This is a genomic window from Streptomyces millisiae (assembly GCF_031845425.1).
Taxonomy (GTDB): Bacteria; Actinomycetota; Actinomycetes; order Streptomycetales; family Streptomycetaceae; genus Streptomyces; species Streptomyces millisiae.
Genome location: NZ_JAVREM010000192.1, coordinates 1 through 615 on the forward strand (window position 1 = coordinate 1; position 615 = coordinate 615).

Here is a 615-nt window from a genome sequence, read left to right on the forward strand (position 1 = left end):
GTTGACGGTCAACGGCAACGCATCGAGGACGACGACCGCCGCGGGCACCATATAGGCCGGCAACCGCTCGGCCAGCGCATTCCGTACTTCCGCCGGGTCCGCGGCGCCGGTGATGTAACCGACCAGGCGCTTGTCACCCGGGCGATCCTCGCGGGCGATCACCACCGCCTGCCGCACACCATCCAGGTCGGCCAAAGCTGTTTGGACTTCGCCCAATTCGATACGATAGCCACGGATCTTGACCTGCTCATCAGCCCGCCCGGCGTACCGCAACTGCCCATCGGCACCCCAGGAGACCAAGTCCCCGGTCCGATACATGCGCGCCCCCGGTCCCCCGAACGGGCACGGCACAAACCTCGACGCAGTCAACCCAGCGCGGCGCAGATATCCCGCGCTCACCCCGCGGCCGGCCACATACAACTCACCCACCACACCAGGCGGCACCGGACGCAACCATCGATCCAGGACGAACAACGCCGCACCCGGCACCGGCACGCCGATCGGGACGGTACCCGAACCAGGCTGCAGGGGCCGGCTGATCGTGGCGTACACCGTCGTCTCGGTCGGACCGTAACCGTTGATCATCACCCGGCCCGGCGCCCACCGATCCACCAC

Annotated in this window: 1 protein-coding gene; it reads right to left on the reverse strand. The window is 68.0% G+C overall.

Going from position 1 to position 615, the window contains the following annotated elements:
- The coding region (locus RNC47_RS36160; RefSeq protein WP_311605095.1) for an AMP-binding protein at window positions 1-585 on the reverse strand (585 nt) is incomplete at its 3' end.
- Between the last annotated feature and the right edge of the window lie 30 nt (window positions 586-615).